At 70.0% G+C, this 16,596-nt stretch carries 18 protein-coding genes and 1 tRNA gene; 9 read left to right on the top strand and 10 right to left on the bottom strand.

Annotation, left to right across the window (positions count from 1 at the left end; translation table 11 throughout):
* Window positions 1-9: 9 nt before the first annotated feature.
* Window positions 10-1,476 carry a cytochrome P450 gene (locus AB3M34_RS06855; protein ID WP_370618462.1) on the bottom strand — a complete coding sequence of 489 codons (1,467 nt, stop codon included), beginning with the start codon at window positions 1,474-1,476 and terminating at the stop codon, window positions 10-12.
* A 74-nt stretch (window positions 1,477-1,550) separates the two neighbouring features.
* Here AB3M34_RS06855 and AB3M34_RS06850 point away from each other — a divergent pair, with 74 nt between their 5' ends.
* The 3 genes from AB3M34_RS06850 to AB3M34_RS06840 all read left to right on the top strand — a co-directional run bounded on the left by AB3M34_RS06850 (window position 1,551) and on the right by AB3M34_RS06840 (window position 4,037).
* Window positions 1,551-2,174 (top strand): TetR/AcrR family transcriptional regulator, encoded by a 624-nt coding sequence (locus AB3M34_RS06850; RefSeq protein WP_370618460.1) that lies wholly within the window; start codon window positions 1,551-1,553, stop codon window positions 2,172-2,174.
* 71 nt (window positions 2,175-2,245) lie between these two features.
* On the top strand, window positions 2,246-2,461 hold the full coding sequence (locus AB3M34_RS06845) for a DUF6458 family protein (protein ID WP_370618458.1): 216 nt from the start codon (window positions 2,246-2,248) through the stop codon (window positions 2,459-2,461).
* Between the two features lie 10 nt (window positions 2,462-2,471).
* Window positions 2,472-4,037, top strand: coding sequence for a DNA polymerase ligase N-terminal domain-containing protein (locus AB3M34_RS06840; protein WP_370618456.1), 1,566 nt, complete (start codon window positions 2,472-2,474; stop codon window positions 4,035-4,037).
* A gap of 16 nt (window positions 4,038-4,053) precedes the next feature.
* On the opposite strand, the gene AB3M34_RS06835 is transcribed toward AB3M34_RS06840, so the two are convergent.
* From AB3M34_RS06835 to AB3M34_RS06825, 3 genes are read right to left on the bottom strand one after another with little or no spacing between them, the layout of a single operon-like run.
* On the bottom strand, window positions 4,054-4,596 hold the full coding sequence (locus AB3M34_RS06835) for a dihydrofolate reductase family protein (protein ID WP_370618455.1): 543 nt from the start codon (window positions 4,594-4,596) through the stop codon (window positions 4,054-4,056).
* 59 nt (window positions 4,597-4,655) lie between these two features.
* Window positions 4,656-5,237 (bottom strand): TIGR00730 family Rossman fold protein, encoded by a 582-nt coding sequence (locus tag AB3M34_RS06830; RefSeq protein WP_370618453.1) that lies wholly within the window; start codon window positions 5,235-5,237, stop codon window positions 4,656-4,658.
* Window positions 5,238-5,274: 37 nt separating this feature from the next.
* Window positions 5,275-5,763 (bottom strand): SRPBCC family protein, encoded by a 489-nt coding sequence (locus AB3M34_RS06825; protein ID WP_370618452.1) that lies wholly within the window; start codon window positions 5,761-5,763, stop codon window positions 5,275-5,277.
* 97 nt (window positions 5,764-5,860) lie between these two features.
* Here AB3M34_RS06825 and AB3M34_RS06820 point away from each other — a divergent pair, with 97 nt between their 5' ends.
* From AB3M34_RS06820 to AB3M34_RS06805, 4 genes are all read left to right on the top strand, one after another.
* Window positions 5,861-6,355, top strand: coding sequence for a winged helix-turn-helix transcriptional regulator (locus AB3M34_RS06820; protein ID WP_370618451.1), 495 nt, complete (start codon window positions 5,861-5,863; stop codon window positions 6,353-6,355).
* A 9-nt stretch (window positions 6,356-6,364) separates the two neighbouring features.
* Window positions 6,365-6,913 carry a hypothetical protein gene (locus AB3M34_RS06815; protein WP_370618449.1) on the top strand — a complete coding sequence of 183 codons (549 nt, stop codon included), beginning with the start codon at window positions 6,365-6,367 and terminating at the stop codon, window positions 6,911-6,913.
* Between the two features lie 147 nt (window positions 6,914-7,060).
* Window positions 7,061-7,993: a DUF808 domain-containing protein gene (locus AB3M34_RS06810; RefSeq protein ID WP_370618447.1), complete on the top strand. Its 933-nt coding sequence runs from the start codon at window positions 7,061-7,063 to the stop codon at window positions 7,991-7,993.
* 72 nt (window positions 7,994-8,065) lie between these two features.
* Complete coding sequence (locus AB3M34_RS06805; protein ID WP_370618446.1) at window positions 8,066-9,016, top strand: calcium/sodium antiporter; 951 nt, start codon at window positions 8,066-8,068, stop codon at window positions 9,014-9,016.
* A gap of 1 nt (window position 9,017) precedes the next feature.
* Here the strand turns inward: AB3M34_RS06805 and AB3M34_RS06800 are convergent, their stop codons facing one another.
* The 6 genes from AB3M34_RS06800 to AB3M34_RS06775 form a co-directional block, all read right to left on the bottom strand.
* On the bottom strand, window positions 9,018-10,415 hold the full coding sequence (locus tag AB3M34_RS06800; protein ID WP_370618444.1) for a DUF2252 domain-containing protein: 1,398 nt from the start codon (window positions 10,413-10,415) through the stop codon (window positions 9,018-9,020).
* A gap of 63 nt (window positions 10,416-10,478) precedes the next feature.
* Entirely contained in the window at window positions 10,479-10,937 is a 459-nt protein-coding gene (locus AB3M34_RS06795; RefSeq protein WP_370618442.1) for an LURP-one-related/scramblase family protein, read from the bottom strand.
* Window positions 10,938-11,007: 70 nt separating this feature from the next.
* Window positions 11,008-12,012: a lactonase family protein gene (locus AB3M34_RS06790; RefSeq protein ID WP_370618440.1), complete on the bottom strand. Its 1,005-nt coding sequence runs from the start codon at window positions 12,010-12,012 to the stop codon at window positions 11,008-11,010.
* Complete coding sequence (locus tag AB3M34_RS06785) at window positions 12,009-12,707, bottom strand: class I SAM-dependent methyltransferase (RefSeq protein ID WP_370618438.1); 699 nt, start codon at window positions 12,705-12,707, stop codon at window positions 12,009-12,011. Before AB3M34_RS06785 ends, AB3M34_RS06790 begins: the two co-directional genes overlap by 4 nt.
* 67 nt (window positions 12,708-12,774) lie before the next feature.
* Window positions 12,775-13,647, bottom strand: a complete 873-nt coding sequence (locus AB3M34_RS06780; RefSeq protein ID WP_370618436.1) for an AraC family transcriptional regulator — start codon at window positions 13,645-13,647, stop codon at window positions 12,775-12,777.
* Window positions 13,648-13,782: 135 nt separating this feature from the next.
* Window positions 13,783-13,856: transfer RNA gene (locus AB3M34_RS06775), tRNA-Met, on the bottom strand.
* 129 nt (window positions 13,857-13,985) lie between these two features.
* On the opposite strand from AB3M34_RS06775, the gene cls reads away from it, so the two are divergent.
* Both cls and AB3M34_RS06765 read left to right on the top strand, forming a co-directional pair.
* Window positions 13,986-15,428 carry a cardiolipin synthase gene (gene cls / locus AB3M34_RS06770; RefSeq protein ID WP_370618435.1) on the top strand — a complete coding sequence of 481 codons (1,443 nt, stop codon included), beginning with the start codon at window positions 13,986-13,988 and terminating at the stop codon, window positions 15,426-15,428.
* Window positions 15,429-15,451: 23 nt separating this feature from the next.
* Complete coding sequence (locus AB3M34_RS06765; RefSeq protein ID WP_370618433.1) at window positions 15,452-16,588, top strand: aminopeptidase P family protein; 1,137 nt, start codon at window positions 15,452-15,454, stop codon at window positions 16,586-16,588.
* Window positions 16,589-16,596 lie beyond the last annotated feature (8 nt).

The raw sequence follows: 16,596 nt of genomic DNA, 5'->3' as shown, positions 1-16,596 counted from the left end.
CCCGTCGACCTATCCCGGTGTCGAGCCGGTGTACGGGCAGGTCTCGGCAGCCGCAGGCTCGGCAACGGGCGTGCGGGGTGCCGTCGCGGCGGCACCCGGCGTACGTCGCGTCAGCGTCAGATGGAAGTCCTCGGGCATCAGCGTGAGCCGCTCGTTGATCGTCAGCGCGTACGACGGGTCGCCGGCGACGTCGTAGCGGTGCAGGATCCGGGCGAGCGCCATCGTCGCCTCGTGCACGGCGAACTGGCGTCCGATGCAGGCGCGCTCGCCGGTGCCGAAAGGCTTCGCCGTCGAGGCCAGGCGTGGCTTGGGGCGCTCGGGATCGAAGCAGTCGGCGTCCTCCCCCCACACCGCGCGGTCGCGCTGGACCAGCGGGAGGAGCACGAGGGCCCAGTCGTCGGGCGTCATCGTCCACCGCCCGCCGAGCGTGGTCGTCTCGCGCGGGCTGCGGGCGTACCCCGGCGCCGTAGGCCACAGCCGGAGCGACTCGTCGAGCACCTTGCGGAGGTAGCGGAACCTCGGGACCTGCTCGTACGACGGCGTCGCGTCGGGGTCGTCGCCCAGGATCGCGTCGGCCTCGGCCTGAGCCTTCGCCAGCACGTCAGGGTGGCGCGCGAGGTAGTAGAACGCGAACGACAGCGCGCCCGAGGTCGTCTCGTGGCCGGCCACCAGGAACGTCAGGATCTGGTAGCGGATGTTCTCGTCGCTGAGCCGCTCGCCGGTCACGGGGTGGGCCTGGTCGAGCATGATGCCGAGGAGGTCGTCGCCACCTGTCGTGGCCGCCGTACGCCGCGAGCGGACGATGTCGTCGAGGAACCCGCGCACGTAGTCGAGCTGGTCGGCGTGCCTGCGATCGAGTCGGCGCTCGAGGAACCCCGCGCCCGGCAGCGCTCCGATGACGCCCTTGCGGCGCCCGAGCGTGAGAGCAGTGACCATGCCCGCGACGAACGGATGGATCTCGTCGGTGGTGAAGGAGCCGAACGCCTGGCTGAACCCCGTACGTCCGATCGTCTCGAGCGTCAGCCGCGTCATGTCGGCACCGACGTCGACCCGCCCGTCACCGGCGTCCCACACGGTGAAGAGCTCGTCGAGCGTCTCGGCCATCACCGGGTGGTAGCGCTGCATGGCCTGCTTGGTGAAGGCCGGCACGAGCAGGTCGTGCGCGAGCTGCCAGTTGGGCTCGTCGTTGTGCGCGGTGAACAGGCCGTCGCCGGCGATGCCCCGCAGGCCCTCCAGCGCGGGCGAGTTCGCCTTGACGAACCGCTTCTCGTCGTTGAGCTCGGCGGCCAGCTCGGCGTCGGTGACGAAGACGAACTTCTGACCGAAGACGACGATCTCGAAGATCGGCCCCAGGTCGCGATGGTGCTCGAGGATGTGCTGGACCGGGCGCTCGGGATCCATGCTGTGGGCGTCCTTCATCCAGCGTCGACGGCCCGGCGGGTGCGGGAACGTGTGGCCGGACCAGGCGTTGCGCATCGGTAACTCCTTGTTGCACGTCGGTTCAACAAAGACTGTCGCGCTACTGAACCCATGTCAAGTAGTCTCCAGCCGTGGCTACGCGCACCCGCCTCTCCCCCGAGCAACGTCGCGAGCAGCTGCTGGCCCACGGGGCGCGACTGTTCGCGACGCAGCCCTACGAGGACGTCCACATCGAGCGTGTCGCAGAGATGGCCTCAGTCTCGCGCGGGCTGCTGTACCACTACTTCCCGACGAAGCGTGCGTTCTTCGCCGCCCTCCTCGACCATGCCGCGGAGCAGCTCGCCGAGGCGACGACGCCGGACCCGGACCTCGGCCCGCGGCAGCAGCTGCTGGCCGGCATCGACAGCTATCTCGGGCACTGCGCCGCGAACCGCCTGGGCGTCAGCACCATCCATCGCGGCGCCGCCAGCGGCGACCCCGAGATCGAGGCCATCCTCGAGCGGTCCACGCGCCTTCACGAGGAGCGCATCCTCGTGGTCCTCGTCCCCGGCGCCGAGCCCCATCCGCTGCTCACCCTGGCAGTGCGAGGTTGGCTGCTGCACCTTCGCACGGTCGGCCACGAGTGGGCGACGACCGCTCCGGAGGTGCCGCTCGCCGAGGTGCGCGACATGTGTGCGGGAGCGCTCGTCGGTGCGATCGCCGCGCTGCCGGCCGCCGCACAGCCGGAGCGAATCGACGACCTCCTCGCCGGCTGAGCGGTTTGAGGCGGCTCGACGCGGGTACTTCTTGTGGTGTTCCGCACCCTATCCACGAAGGAGTGGCATCCATGGCCATCGGCCTCGGCATCGTTCTGATCGTCCTCGGGCTTGTCTTCGCACTCGACGTGATCAACATCGACACGTCCGCCGTCGACACCGGCACGCTGGGGTGGATCCTGCTGGCCGTGGGAGTCCTCGCCATCGTGATCTCCCTGGTCGTGAACCAGCAGCGCCAGCGTTCGACGGTTGTGGAGGAGCGACGCAACAACCCACCGACGCGCTGAACAGGGCAGCATGGGCGATCCGCTGGAGCTCTACCGCCGCAAGCGCGACTTCACCCGAACGCCGGAGCCGTCGGGCGACCCGACGCCGTCGGGAGGCGCCGGCAGGTTCGTGGTCCAGCGCCATCGCGCGAGCCGGCTGCACTACGACGTGCGGTTCGAGATCGACGGCGTGCTCGTCAGCTGGGCCGTACCGAAGGGGCCGACGCTCGACCCTGGCGCCCGTCGGCTGGCCATGCACGTGGAGGACCACCCGATCGAGTACCTGTACTTCGAAGGCGTCATCCCCTCGGGCGAGTACGGCGGCGGCGACGTCATCGTGTGGGACACCGGCACCTGGGAGCCGGTGAAGTCCGACGACCCGCGCGCGGCGGTCGAGGCGGGCGAGCTGCACGCCGAGGTCCACGGCGAGAAGCTGCGTGGCCGTCTCGTGCTGGTACGCCGTGACGGTGACGACGGCGAGAACGCGTGGATGCTCCTGCACAAGCGCGACGACCACGCCGTGGCCGGATGGGACCCGGAGGACCATCCGCGGTCGGTGCTCAGCGGCCGGACGAACGACGAGGTGAAGGCCGACCCGCACTTCCTGTGGCGTTCCGACCTCCCGGCCGCGGAGGCGAGCGTGTCGCTGCTCCCCGCACCGCTGCAGGACGAGGCGATCGACGCCCTCATGGCGCTCGGCAAGCAGGGGACGTGGGAGGTCTTCGGGCGGAAGCTGAAGGTCACGAACCTGGACAAGGTCCTGTTCCCCGGTGATCCGCCCGTGACGAAGCGCGAGCTGCTCGCCTACACGGCACGCATCGCGCCGGTCGCCTTGCCCTACGTCGAGGGCAGGGCGCTCAACCTGCACCGTTACCCCGACGGTGCCGAGGCCAAGGGGTTCTGGCACAAGCAGCGCCCCGGTCACGCCCCCGACTGGCTGGGCGCGTGGGACAACGACGAGGCCGACGAGGGAGAGACGACGACGTACCTCGTGCCGGACGAGCCGGCCGCGCTCGTGTGGGCGGCCAACTTCGGCGCGCTGGAGTGGCACCCCTGGACCTCGCGGGTCGCCGCGCCGCACAAGCCGACCTATGCGCTGATCGACCTCGACCCCGGCGACCGCACGTCCTGGGACGACCTCCTGATGCTCGCCCGGCTGCACCGTACGGCGCTCGAGCACCTCGGCGTGACGGCGCGGCCCAAGGTCACCGGTCGTCGAGGGATCCAGATCTGGGTCCCGGTCGTCGGCGGCTACACCTTCGACGACACGCGCGCATGGGTGGAGACGCTCTCGAAGACCATCGGACGGCTCGTGCCGGAGCTGGTCAGCTGGAAGTGGGCGGTCAAGGAGCGTGCCGGACTCGCACGACTCGACTACACCCAGAACGCCGTCAACAAGACGCTCGTCGCCCCCTACTCACCACGCCCGGCCTTCGGGGCGCCGGTGTCGGTGCCGTTGACGTGGGACGAGCTCGACGACCCCGAGCTCCGCCCGGACCGTTGGACGATCCGCTCCGTCCTCGACCGCCTGGAAGCGAAGGGAGACCCCTTCCGCGTGCTCCTGGGCGCCGCGCAGCGGCTTCCGGAGATCAGGTAGCCGACGTCCGTACGGCTCAGCCGCCGGTCCGGCGGTAGTCCGCCAGCACGCTGCCCGACGGCGTACCCGTTGCTCGTACGAGCTCCCACCGCTGCGCGTCGCGCTCGCCGTCCCACAGCCGGCGTCCGGAGCCCACCGCCACCGGCGAGACGACGAGACGCAGCTCGTCCACGAGGTCAGCGGCCAGCAGGGAGGAGGTCAGCGTGAGGCTGCCGTGGACTCCGATGTCGCCACCGCTCCCCTGCTTGAGCTCGCGCACGAGCTCGTCGACCGGACGGTCGACCGCCACTGCCCCGGACCAGGCGGGCTCGAGCGGTGTCGAGGTCACCACGTGCTTCTCGACCCCGTTGATGAAGCTCGCGAACGGCTCGTGCGTCGACGTGGGCCAGAACGGTGCCCACTCGTCGTACGACCGACGGCCGAGCAGCACCGTGTCCTGGGTCTCGATCACGCGTCCCAGATTGCCGTACATCACCTCGTCGAAGTCGTGGACGAACTGGTCGGGCGCCTCGGCGACCCCGTCCAGCGATACGAGCATGTAGGCGACGACGTTGCACATGAGGGCTCCTCGATCGGGTCAACCGGTACGCACCAGCAGACCTGGCTCGCCGCCCGAACTCATCGCCGGGCAGCGAGCCCGTCGAGGACCGCCGGAAGGTCCGAGTCGACCACGAGGTCGTCGACGAGCTCACGGCTCATGAAGCCGGTCCCGGCGATACGGTCGAGCATCGCGACGAGCGGGTCCCAGAAGCCGTCGGTGTTGAGGAGGCCGAGCGGCTTCGCGTGGAGCCCGAGCGTCTGCCAGGTCCACACCTCGAACATCTCCTCGAGCGTGCCGAGGCCGCCGGGCAGGACGACGAAGGCGTCGGCGCGCGCCGTCATCATCGCCTTGCGCTCGTGCATCGTCTCGACGACGTGCATCTGCAGGCCCGGCTCCTCGACGCGACCCCACTCGCGCTCGACCATGAAGGACGGGATGACGCCGTAGACCCGTCCGCGATGGTCGAGGGCACCCCGCGAGACCGCACCCATCAGACCGCTCCCGCCGCCGCCGTACACGAGCTCGATGTCGCGCTCGGCGATCTCGGCCCCGACCTCGTACGCCATCTCGAGGAGCGAGGAGTCGTTCCCGTCACGAGATGCCATGAAGACGGCAAGGCTGCCGAGCGGACCCGAGGTGCGAGACGGTGAGCGTTGCATGCCCCGGATCGTACGGCGCACGCCACGCTCGTCGCCGTCAGACCATCGCCCGCCCAGCCCGTGCGGCGGCGAGCCCCTCCGGGCCCTCGAACGAGCCCGGGCGGCCGGACCCCTTCTCGATCAGCGCGCGAAGGCTTCCGACGACGTACGACTCCCACGCGGTGTCACAGACGTCGTAGCACTCGTCGGCAGGCGCGAGACCCTCATGGGTGAAGCGCACCTGCGTGCGGCCGTCGTCCTGGAGCACCTCGAACCGGACAGTCGTCCCCGTCCACTCCTCCTTGTCGTCGATGAAGCTGAGGTAGCTGTCGAGCACGACCCACGCCGTGCTGCGGTCGGGGACGAGCTCGGTGATCCGGAACTTCGAGTAGTGGAGGTCCGACGCGACGTAGACGAAGTCTGCGCCGAGCGTGTCGGTGGGGCCGACGACGTTCCCGGACCACCACGCGCGGACGTCGATGATGGCGGCGAACGCCTCGGCCGGTGTGGCGTCGACCGTGAAGGTCTTGGTGAGGCTGGAAGTCATGGAGGTTCTCCCTTGAGAAGTTGCGCAACCATTTGGTTGCGCCTCCGACTCTAGGTCGAGAACTTTCATGATGCAAGCCCTGGCGTACGATGATCCTGTGCTCCAGAAGACCTACGACAGCCAGATCTGCTCTCTCGCCCGCGCTCTCGAGCTCGTCGGCGAACGGTGGAGCCTCCTGATCGTGCGCGACGCCCTCTTCGCCGGCGTGACCCGGTTCAACGACTTCCAGCACAACCTGGGCATCGCGACCAACGTCCTCGCGAGCCGCCTCGAGGCGTTCGTCGACGCCGGCATCATGGAGCGCCGCGAGGTCCACGGTTCGCCCCGCCAGCACACGTACGCGCTCACCGCGAAGGGGCGCGACCTGGCGCCGACCCTCGTGGCCCTCACTTCCTGGGGCGACCGCTGGGCGACCGACGGCGAACCACCGATCCTGTTCCACCACGCCGACTGCGGCGCCGCGGTCGGGGTCGAGACGACGTGCGCGCGCTGCGGAGCCGTCGGACACGACGGCGTCCAGGTGGCGCCCGGGCCCGGCATGCCCGCTGAGTACCTCGCAGACCGCCGCCCTGCGCGCCCACCGCAGCCCTAGGCTGGCGCCGTGACCGTACGACCGCTCCTCATGCTCGCAGCCACGCTCGCCCTCCTCGCGGGCTGCGGGAGCGGACCCGAGAGCGCCGACGAAGGCTCCTCGGCCTCAGCGTCCCCACCGACCACCCAGGCACCGTCGGCGACCGCCGCACCATCGACCGCCGCACCGACGGTGACGGCGCAGCCGACGCCCACCGGCAGGACGACGGTGATCACGGTCCGCGACAGCGACTACGGACCGATGCTCTTCGACCGGCGCGGTCGGGCCGTCTACCTGTTCGAGAAGGAGACGTCGACACGGCCGCGGTGCTACGGCGACTGCGCCGCCGCATGGCCCCCGGTGCTGACCGAGGCTCCGCCGAGCGCCGCACGCGGCGCTCGCGGCGACCTTCTCGGGACGACCCGGCGGCGAGGCGGCGAGCTGCAGGTCACGTACGCCGGCCACCCGCTCTACTACTACGCGCACGAGGGTCGCGGCGAGGTTCTGTGCCACGACGTCGTCGAGAACGGCGGTCGGTGGCTGGTCGTGGCGCCCTCCGGGAAACCCGGCCCGCACTAGCGGCGGGTCAGGCGATCGGAGCGGCGAGGAGCGTGAGCGAAGACCTGCTGTTCTGAGAACCTGGTGAGCCGGGCTCGGGGAACGGCCGTGACACAACTACCCTTCTCTCGTGACAGTGATCGCCATCTCCCCGCTCGGAGCACACGCATGAGCGTCGGGCTCGCGGCGCTGCTCGACGACGTCGCCGCTCTCGCACGACTCGCCGCCGCGTCGATCGACGACGTCGGCGCTGCGGCCGGGCGTGCGAGCGCCAAGGCGGCGGGTGTCGTGGTCGACGACGCGGCCGTGACGCCGCGCTACGTCCAGGGCTTGTCGCCCAAGCGCGAGCTGTCGGTGATCGGACGCATCGCCAAGGGATCCCTGCGCAACAAGCTGCTCGTCATCCTCCCGGCGGCGCTGCTGCTGAGCCAGTTCCTCCCGTGGCTCCTCACTCCGATCCTCATGGTGGGCGGCACCTACCTGTGCTACGAGGGCGCCGAGAAGCTGTGGGAGAAGGTCTCCGGCCACCATGCCCCAGAGAAGCCGTCGACCGCCGAAGGCGTCGACCAGGAGCAGACGGTCGTGTCGGGAGCCATCCGTACCGACTTCATCCTGTCGGCCGAGATCATGGTGATCGCCCTCAACGAGGTCGCCGACGAGCCGTTCGTGTCACGCGCGATCATCCTCGTCGTCGTCGCGCTCGGCATCACCGCACTCGTGTACGGCGTGGTCGCGCTGATCGTCAAGATGGACGACATCGGCCTGGCGCTCGCGCAGCGGACGTCGTCGATGTCTCGCGGGTTGGGCAACGGCCTCGTCAAGGCCATGCCCGTCGTCCTCGCCACCCTCTCCGCGGTCGGGGTCGTCGCCATGCTGTGGGTCGGCGGCCACATCCTGCTCGTGGGAGCCGAGGAGCTCGGCTGGCACGCGCCGTACGACATCGTCCACCACCTCGAGGAGGCCGTCCACGACGCCGTGTCGGGTGCTGGTGCCGTGCTCGGTTGGCTCGTCAACACGATCGCGTCGGCGATCATCGGGCTCGTCGTCGGAGCGATCGTCGTCGCCGTCATGCATCTCGTCCCGCGTCGCACCGCCCACTGAACGCACGACACGCCTCACCGGGGCTTCTGAACCGCACGGGCCGGGAGGTCCGGGGCCTGCCAGAGTGTCCCCATGTCCACGGCGCTGCTGATGGTGCTCGGCCTGGTCGGCCTCGTCGTCGGCGCCGAGCTCCTCGTACGCGGGGGCTCCGGCCTCGCGGCACGGCTGGGCATCGCACCGATCACGATCGGCCTCACCGTCGTCGCACTCGGCACGAGCATGCCCGAGCTGGCGATCGGCATCGACGCGGCCCGGCGTGACAGCGCCGGACTCGCCGTCGGCAACATCGTCGGCACCAACCTCGTCAATCTCCTCCTCATCCTCGGGCTGAGCGCGGCGATCCGCCCGATCGGGCTCGCCTCGCGGACCCTGCGCTTCGACCTCCCGTCGATGACGGCCGCCGCACTGCTCGTGTTCGTGATGGGACGCGACGGCACGCTCACGTCGTTCGAGGGCGTGGTCCTGCTCGTCCTCGGCGTCGCCTACACGTATGGAGTCCTCCGAGCGGGGCGGGCTGACGCCAAGGACGATGCGGTCGCCGCACCCCCGGTGACGACGTCCGGCTCCCTGCTGCGCGACGTGCTCGGGCTCCTCGCCGGACTGGTGATCATCGTGGTCGGCGCCGAGCTCCTCGTCCGCGGTGCGGTCGATGCCGCGTCCTCGCTCGGGGTGAGCGACGCCGTGATCGGACTGACCGTGGTCGCGATCGGCACGTCGGCCCCGGAGCTCGTGACCACGCTGCTATCCACCCTCCGCGGTGATCGCGAGCTCGCCCTCGGGAACCTCATCGGGTCGAGCGTCTACAACCTGGTGTTCATCCTCGGAGTCGTCGCGATCGCCGCCCCCGGTGATGTGCCCGTACCCGAAGAGGTCCTGGCGGCCGACCTGGTTCTGATGGCGGCGGTGGCCGTCGCGTGCGTGCCGGTGTTCCTCAGCGGGCGCCGCATCACGCGCTGGGAAGGCGGCGCGTTCGTCGCCGCGTACGCGGTGTATCTCGCCTGGCTGGTCGCCGTGAGGGCGTGAGTCACGCGAGAGCGGCGGCGACCCGCCCCGCGTCGACCGCGGCCCTCAGTGCGGCATGGTCATGCTCGTTCTGGTCGGCGTACGCCTCGGCGAAGTCGGCCAGAGCGCGGTCGAACTTGTCCCCACTGCCGAGGTAGCCCCCGATCTCGGCCGCGTCGCCGGAGCGCGCATGAGCCCTGGCCAACGTCGCCCCGCAGATCTCGGCGTACGCCACCATCGACCCGGCCGACATCACGTCGACCATCGCCGAACCCTTGCCGTCCCAGAGCTGCCGCACGTAGTAGTCCCGCGTCGCCCCGTCCATCCCGTTCGACCGGACCCAGCCGAGCAGCACGTCGCTCGCCGGCTGCATCAGCCGCTGGCCCTCGACCACGCGCTGGCCGTGGTTGCGAGCAGCGCTGCGTGGCAGGTGCCGCTCGAGCACCGACGGCTGCGCCTCCTTGAGCTGGAGGAAGAGCGGGTCGAACAGGTCGTTCCCGACCATGAGCACGATCCACGCTCGCGTGCCGACGCTGCCGACACCGCCCACCTTGCGCGCTGTCTCGACGAACCGGAAGCCGCCGAGCAGGTGCCGGTGCGCGGACTGGAGGCTCCGACGGTACGACCGCAGGATCGCGTCGACCGCGGCCTCGAGACGGTGCTGCTCGATGTCGGGGAACAGGTCACGCAGGGGGACGACGAGCGGGGGCCTGCTCGCGAGCCGCGGGTGCCCGTCGACGACCTCGACCATCTTGCTGTACGCCCTCACGCTGTCCTTGGCTCGCGCCTTCGCGATGTTGCGCCGCATCCGCTTCACCTCGTCCGGAGCGATCCGGCTCGCCGCCTCCTCCTCGATCTTGTCGATGTTCGCGCGGGCGTACCAGACGTCGAGGCGACGCTTGCCTGCCAGCTCGCGCATCGTCGTCCGGTAGGCACTCACAGCGGACACGATGATGGCTCCGCGCTGCTTGGCAGAGAACCCGCGGTCGCGCCCGGCGACCGCGAAGCTCGCCGCGAGCCGCTTCACGTCCCACTCGAACGGACCGGGCAGCGTCTCGTCGAAGTCGTTGATGCTGAAGACGAGCCGACGGTCGGGGGCCGCGAAGCTCCCGAAGTTGGACAGGTGCGCGTCGCCGCACAGCTGGACGACGAGCCCGCTGTGCGGAGTCGCCGCCAGGTCCTGTGCCATCAGCGCGGCGGCGCCCCGGAAGAACGCGAACGGCGACCCGAGCATGCGGCCATACCGGATCGGGACCAGCTCCGGCACCCGGTCGGCCGCCTGCTCCTCCAGGACCTCGACGGGATCGCGGCGGTCCGGGAGGGGCCGCCACCCGCCCTGCGAGGACCGTGGGATGCGCTGACGCAAGGCTTTTCCGCCCGCCGCGCGGTCGTCGACCGACGCGAATGTGAGGGTGCTCATCCTCCGATGGCACCTCAAGTCGCGGCTGTGCGCATCACTCCGGTGGTGTGAGGTGCGGGTCGCTCAGTCGGTCAGCGAGTCGATGGCCACGACCGTGGCGAGCAGGAGGGCCTCGTCCTCGCCGGCCTCGATCTCGACGCCGTAGGTGTCGCGGACACGGAACCACTTCTTCGAGATCCGCGCGACCGTGTCGCCGTCGCGCTCGATCTCGTACTCGTGGTCGACCACGTTGCCGTGCGCCTTGAGGTCGGGGCCGCCCTCGACGTCGATGGCGAAGCGGTCCCGGATGCCGACCAGTGCCTTGTGCACCGTCGCGAGCGTCTGATCATCACGCTCGACGGCGACCTTGTCGCGCACGCTGAGCTTCCGCTCCTGGATCTTCGCGACCTCCCGGCCGGTCAGGTCCTCGAGCACGAAGGTGTCGCGCACCCGGACCGCCTTGCCGTTCACCTTGAAGGCGCGGTCGCCGTCCTCGTCCTCGATCCAGAAGTCGTCTCCGATCGAGGCGAGCTTCTCCCTCATGCGGAACCGTCGTACGTCTCCGTCATCGCGTCGTCCGCGCAGGATTCCCATGCGTCACACCCTCTCGCCGTCAGCCGCGCACCGCCACCCAGGTCGGCTTGGCGGTCGTGAAGCTGCTGGTCAGCCGACCGCCGGAACCACCGGCGTCGAGCTCGAGCGTCTCGATCGTGGACGAGTCCTCGTTGGCGACGAGAAGGAGCCCGTCCACGACGGCGAAGTGGCGGGGCCACCGGCCTCCCGTCGGGAGCTCGGCGACGTGCGCGAGCGACGACGACCGGACGTCGAGGACGGCGACGGTGTCCGGACCGCGGTTGGAGACGAGGACGTGGTCTCCGTACGCCGTCAGCTGGGCGGGCAGCGACCGCTCGTCGCCCGACGTGGTCGGGGCCTCGGCCAGCACCTCGGCGTCGTCGGAGTCACCGAGACGGACGTGCAGCAGGGTGCCGCTGAGCTCGCCGACGACGAGCGCGGTGCCACCGTCGGGGTGCGTGACGATCTGGCGCGGTCCGGTCCCCGGGGGCAGCCGCCACGTCCGCTCCTGAGTGAGCTGCCCTCGGTCCGAGATCGCGAGCGACGTCAGCAGGTCGGTCCCCAGATCGACGCAGACCAGCATTTCCCCCACGACGTCCGTGGCGACCATGTGGGGGTGCGACTGCTCCTGCCGCTCGGCGTCAGGCCCGCTCCCGACCAGGTGCGCGGAGTCGACGGTCGCACGTGGGCGGCCATCGGGGTCCAGCTCGACGAGCGTGACGGTGCTGCCCGTGTAGTCGGCGGTGAGCAGCCAGCGGCCGTCAGCGGTGACCGTGGCGTGGCACGGGCTGCCGCCGGTCGACGCCGTACCGAGGACGCGCATCCCTCCGGCCCCGTCGACGGCTACTGCCGTGACGCCGCCGGCAGCGGTCTCGTTGGTCGCGTACGCGACGGGCAGGGTCGGGTGCCAGACGACGCACGACGGCGACTCCATCTCCAGCGCGCTCAGCGGCTCGACGTCTCCGTGGCGGTGCACCCGGACGGACTGCAGACCGGGGGCGCCGTCGCTCGTATAGCACCCGACGAGCGCAAGGTGTCCGCTCATGCGGCGACGGGCGTACGGCGCGCGAGCAGCGTGGAGTCGTGGACGGCGACCTCGACCCCGTCGCGGACCATCGTGCGGGGCCGCTGCTCGACGACGAGGACCTCGAAGTCCTCCGGGAGGCCCGGGAGCAGGTCTGCGGCGAGGAACATCGCCCGGCGCTGGTTCGCGGTCAGGTGGTTGAACGTCTCCGAGGGGGCATGGCCCACGACGAGCAGGTGCCCACCAGGAGCGACCGCCTCCGCCAGCCTGGCGGTGACCTCGATCATCCCGTGGTCCGGCGGGTGCAGGAAGTGACTGCTCACGAGGTCGAACTCGCGTCCCTCCGCAGAGAACGTGCGGGCGTCGACCTGCCACCAGTCGGTGCGGTCCGCGACACCGGCTTCCTCGGCGTGCCGCGCGGCACGGGCGAGGCCGTTCGCCGAGAAGTCGGCTCCCGTGGCCCTCCACCCCTGGCCGGCGAGCCAGATCACGTCACCGCCCTCGCCGCAGCCGACGTCCAGGGCGGTGCCCGGAGCCAGCGCCGACGCCTCGTTCACCAGCTGCGCGTTCGGCTTCCCGCTCCAGATCGTCTCTTCGCCGGAGTAGCGCTCGTCCCAGCTCGACGGCTCGAACATCGCCGCCTCCTCCTCGGTGAGGGGCTCGTCGGAAGCGGCGTTGTCGGCGGAGGGCTCTTCGTACGACTCGTTCGTGTCCACGTCCACAGCCTGCCGGTGCTCGGCCCGCGCCACAAACGGCGTTGCCGAAACCGCAAACCAGCCACGCTCAGGGCCGTGCGTGCTCCACGGGCAGCCACAGCTCGCACGTCGCCGTGCTGAAGTCGGCGGCGCGGTCGAGAACTGCCACGATCGAAGGCCCGGGACGCAACCGCCACGGGTTCGACGGGAACCACTCGGTGGCGGTCGCGGCCCACGTCGCCTGCAAGGCGTCCGGGTGGGGGCCGGACGAACGGAACACCGCCCATGCGCCGGCGGGGACCTCGATGGCGTCGAGGTCGCCGGGCACCGAGGTGTCCTGGCTGAGCGCGACGCCGTGCAGGTAGGTCAGCTCGCTGTCCTCGACGTAGTCGGGGTCGACGTCGGCACTGACCTGGAGAAGACCTGCCGGCTCCGTGTCGCTCAAGCCCTTGAGTCGCAGGTGCTCGGCCTCGGGGAGCGACGCGACGTGCTCCTGGATGTGCGGGTTGACGCCCTCGTGGATCAGCGGCACGCGTGCTGCATGTCCGACGAGTCGGAACTCCGGTCGTTCGACGATGCGGGTGTCCATCGGTGTGCTCCCTTCTACGGTCAGGCGAAACCTGAGCAGCGGTTGAGTACGAAGGGGTCCTCCCTCGCGGCGTACGTCGCCAGGACTGGCTCCGTGCACCGCCCGGAACGCGCGACCGAACGCCTCGGTCGAGCCGTATCCGTAGCGCACCGCGATGTCCAGCAGACCGTCGCCCGTGACGACGTCCGCGGCAGCGACCGTCATGCGGCGCCGACGGACGTACTCGGACAACGGCATGCCGGCCAGCGACGAGAACATCCGACGCAGGTGGTACTCGGTCGTCCCGAGGCGGCTTGCCACCTGCTCGACGTCGATCTCCTCGGCGAGGTTCACGTCGACGGCGTCGACGAGCTGGTTGAGAGCTGCGATCACGGCCCCTCCTTCGCGCTCAAGCCTGCACGCCCCCTGCCTGCTCGCACCCGATCGTCGCGGACCGATCCGATCAGTGACCGGCGACAGAAAGCAATCAGGCCCGGGATCCGCTGGGATCCCGGGCCTGATGTCTTGTAGCGGGGACAGGATTTGAACCTGTGACCTCTGGGTTATGAGCCCAGCGAGCTACCGAGCTGCTCCACCCCGCGTCGGTAGGCACGACACTACCGGACGCCACCTCGCCGGCCGAATCCAGGGGTGCGACGCCGTTGTCTCCGTCGGCTTTTCACCCCCGCCGAGTGACGACGGCGGCTCCCCGCCTGCACCACAGTTGGCTCATGGTGGCGTGGATTGCAGCGGCGTTGTACGTGGTCGACCTGGCGATCAAGGTGATCGCGCTCGGGGTCGTACCCAAGAACCGGCGACCGTCGAGCGGCATGGCTTGGCTGCTGCTGATCCTGATCATTCCGCTGTTCGGCTTCGTGGTCTTCCTCGTGCTCGGGCGGACGAAGCTCGAACGACGGCGGCACGAGGAGCAGGCGGCGATCAACGCCATGGTCGCCGAGCAGACGGCCAACGTCCCCACCCTCGAGACGGCTTTCCCGGGCCCGGAGTACGTCGCGTCGGTCGCGACGCTCAACCGCACGCTCGGCGCCAAGCCGGTGTCGCCCGGCAACAAGGTCGACCTGCTTCCCGGGTACGCCGACAGCATCGCGGCGATGGCAGCGGAAATCGACACGGCCAGATCGTTCGTGCACGTGGAGTTCTACATCAGCGCCTGGGACGACGTGACGTCCCCGGTGTTCGACGCGCTCGTGCGCGCGGCCGACCGCGGAGTCACCGTGCGCATGCTCTTCGACCACCTGGGATCGCGGGGCATCCCCGGCTTCAAGGAGTTCAAGGAGCGCCTCGACACCACCGGGATCGAGTGGCACATGATGCTGCCGATCCAACCGCTGAAGGGCCACTGGCGCCGCCCCGACCTGCGCAACCACCGCAAGATCATGGTCGTCGACGGCACAGTCGCGTTCACCGGCTCTCAGAACCTCATCGAGCCCGGCTACAACAAGCCCAAGAACCACAAGGCCGGCCGCGAGTGGGTCGAGCTCATGGCCCGGGTCGAAGGCCCTGCGGTCAGCGCGCTGAACCTCCTCTTCGCGACCGACTGGTACGCCGAGTCCGACATCCGGCTGATCGACGAGATCGCCTCCCCGCCGCCGAGCCGCGGTGAGATCGAGGCGCAGGTGATCCCGAGCGGGCCGGGATTCGCGACGGAGAACAACCTGCGGGCCTTCACGACGCTCATCTACTCGGCGCAGAAGCGGCTGTCGATCACCAGCCCGTACTTCGTCCCCGACGAGTCGCTGCTGTACGCCGTGACGACCGCCGCCCAGCGCGGCGTCGACGTCGAGCTCTTCGTCAGCGAGGCCGGCGACCAGTTCATGGTGTTCCACGCCCAACGGTCCTACTACGAGGCGCTCCTGCGGGCCGGGGTGCGCATCTACTTCTACCCGGCGCCCGCCATCCTCCACTCGAAGTTCTTCACCGTCGACGAGGACGTCGCCGTGCTCGGGTCCAGCAACATGGACATGCGGTCGTTCGCGCTCAACTACGAGGTGTCGCTCATGCTGCTGGGGCCCGAGGCCGTCGCCCAGATGCGTACGGTCGAGGACAGCTACCGCGCCGTCTGTCATGAGCTGACCCTCGACGAGTGGCTGAGCAGACCGCGGCGGTCGGCGTACATCGACAACGTCATGCGACTGACCGCCGCGCTGCAGTGACGACGAGAGACGGTGCGGAGACGATGACCGAGACAACACCTGCCGGCCCAGCCGCGTTCACCACCGACGACTACGTCGCGCGGATGAGACGCGTCGCCGCGGACGCCCAGGACGCCGGACTGGACGGCTTGATCGTCACACCCGGACCCGACCTCGTGTGGCTGACCGGCTACCAGCCCACCGCGATCACCGAACGCCTCACCGCGCTCGTCCTCTCCGCCGACCGCTCCCCCACCCTCCTCGTACCGCGGCTCGAGCGACCCGACGCCGAGGCAGCCGAGGGCGCCGGCGGTCTCACGCTCATGGACTGGGCCGACGCCACAGACCCTTACGCCTCCGCGCGAGTGCTGATCGACGCGGACGGGACGTACGCCGTGTCCGACTCCGCCTGGGCCATGCACGTCCTCGGCCTTCAGGACGCCCTCCCGCACTCGCGCTACCGGTCGATGACCCAGGTGCTTCCGATGCTGCGCGCGGTCAAGGACGACAACGAGCTCGCGCGGCTGGCAGCGGCCGGTTCCGCAGCGGACGCCACGTACGAGGAGATCGTCCACGTGCAGTTCGCGGGCAGGCTGGAGACCGACGTGGCCGCGGATCTCGCCCGGTTGCTCCGCGAGCGGGGCCACGAGCAGGTCGACTTCACCGTCGTCGGCTCCGGCCCGAACGGCGCCAACCCCCACCACGAGGCTGGCGCCCGGAGGATCGAGCGGGGCGACATGGTGGTGCTGGACTTCGGCGGGCTCATGTTCGGCTACGGGTCGGACACCAGCCGCACCGTGTCGGTCGGCGAGCCGACCGCTGAAGCACGGGAGGTCCACGAGATCGTGCGGCTGGCTCAGCAGGCAGGCGTCGACTCCGTACGCCCCGGGGTGAGCTGCCAGGAGATCGACCGTGCTGCCAGGAAGGTCATCACCGACGCGGGGTACGGCGAGCAGTTCATCCACCGCACCGGTCACGGGATCGGGGTGACGACGCACGAGCCGCCGTACATGGTCGAGGGAGAGGAGCAACCGCTGGTTCCGGGCATGTGCTTCTCGGTCGAGCCCGGGATCTATCTGTCAGGACGTTTCGGCGTCCGGATCGAAGACATCGTCACCGTCACTTCGAACGGCCCACGTCGGTTCAACGACACCGACCGACAGCTGCGGATCGTGGACTAGCGCAACCG

This window comes from Mumia sp. Pv4-285, from assembly GCF_041320275.1.
GTDB classification, from domain to species: Bacteria; Actinomycetota; Actinomycetes; order Propionibacteriales; family Nocardioidaceae; genus Mumia; species Mumia qirimensis.
This window is presented reverse-complemented; position numbering and strand designations above follow the sequence as displayed.